Source organism: Mesobacillus sp. LC4 (genome assembly GCF_053543455.1).
In genome coordinates, this window is record NZ_JBGCUB010000028.1 from 1 (window position 1) to 1,740 (window position 1,740).

Sequence of the window (1,740 nt, forward strand, 5' to 3'; positions counted from 1 at the left end):
CAGTTTGTAGACAAAAGGGGTTCGGAATGCTCTCATTCCGAACCCCTTTTTGGATTTCAACCAATTTTTCAAAGGAAATAGACTCTCTTTGCTATACTTTTAGGCCATTACTGGACTTCTCCATGTCCAGTTGGCCATCTTCTTCAGGTTCAATGCAGCGAAAGTAAGCATCGCCTGCATCGACAATTTTTTAAGTCCCCTTAGGGTTGTCCAACGCATGCCATGCTTTTCTTTTGCATCTGCGAATACGCGCTCAATGGTTTCTTTGCGCTTCGCATAGATTTGTTTTACTTCTGGTTTGTGTCTCAAGTGGTCTGCCTCTTCTACGTACTCTTGCCAGATATGGCGCGTTACCACCTTTTGATGGTCCTTGCTTTCTGTGCATTGCGCTAAAAACGGGCAGTTGGCGCAGATATGCTTGGGGGATTTATATTCACGATATCCCTCTTTAGTGGTGGTTGAATACTTCAAGATCTCACCGGCAGGACACAAGTAACAGTCGTAAAATTCGTCATATACATAGTCATATTTACGGAAGAATCCATCCTTCGTCCGTGGTCGGGTATAAGGCAAAGCCGGGGTCATTTCGTTTTCCATCAGGAACTTCGTAATCGCTGGAGTTTTATAGGCTGCGTCGGCCGCAACGGCATTAGGCTTTCCAACTTTCTCTATCACTTGTTCTACCAGTGGCTCAAGGATCAGGCTGTCATGTGTATTTCCAGGTGTCACAATGGTACCCAGGACAAATCCGTTACGGTCTGATGCCGCATGGAAAGAGTAGGCAAACTGCTTTGTCCGTTCGTCCTTGACGTAGTATCCACTCTCAGGATCGGTCGTACTTTCCTTGATTTCCTTCGTTTCTTCCTTATCGAACTTATCAGGTGGAAAAGGTTTCTTCCCATGGTCTTCCCGATCCAGATTGATCTCTTCCTGGAGTTTCTCTTGATACGCCCGTGTTTCCTTACGCACCACTTTTTTCTCGAATTTATGTTTATTCGCACTGGCTTTTACGTGGGTTGAATCAATGAAGACGTGTTCTGCACTAATAAGTTTCTTATCAGCTGCGGTCTTAAGAATTCGATAGAAGATCTGTTCAAACAAATCAGTGTCTTTAAAACGGCGTTCGTAATTCTTCCCGAAGGTGGAGAAGTGGGGCACTTTATCATGGAATCCATACCCCAAAAACCAGCGGTAGGCCATGTTCGTTTCTACTTCGGCAATGGTCTGGCGCATGGAACGGATGCCAAAGGTATATTGAATGAAGGTAAGTTTAATTAAAATCACAGGGTCAATGCTTGGGCGCCCTACTTCCGAATACACATCTTTCACCAAGTCATAAATGAAAGAAAAATCTAGGGCAGCTTCCATCTTACGGACTAAATGTTCCTGAGGAACCAGTTGGTCTAAAGCAACCATTTCTAATTGATCTCGTTGGATTGGATTATTTTTCGAAAGCATCTTTATCACCTCAAACGATATATATATCTATTTTAAAATAGACTTATGGTTAGTTCCACGTTAAGTTTGGAAGTCCTGTTGATTGGAGTGGAAGGCGCGTAGACTCCTGCGGGCTCAGCTGGACAGGTGAGACCCCGCAGACGCCAACGGCGGTGAGGAGGCTCACCGCCAGCCCCGCGGAAAGCGAAGCGCCTGGAACGGAAATCAACAGCCACCATTCCAGCACCAACCAAAAAAAGACTGTAGACAAGCTCGATTTCCATCGAGTTTGTCTACAGTCTG

The 1,740-nt window shown here is 45.2% G+C and carries 1 protein-coding gene; it reads right to left on the minus strand.

Annotated features, from left to right (window positions below; all coding sequences use genetic code 11):
- Nucleotides 1–99 precede the first annotated feature (99 nt).
- Complete coding sequence (locus AB5I83_RS23630; RefSeq protein WP_448978947.1) at nucleotides 100–1,458, minus strand: IS1182 family transposase; 1,359 nt, start codon at nucleotides 1,456–1,458, stop codon at nucleotides 100–102.
- Between the last annotated feature and the right edge of the window lie 282 nt (nucleotides 1,459–1,740).

Excerpts from the sequence above, each read along its gene's own strand:
- AB5I83_RS23630 (WP_448978947.1), bottom strand. The coding sequence starts at position 1,458 with ATGCTTTCGAAAAATAATCCAATCCAACGAGATCAATTAGAAATGGTT.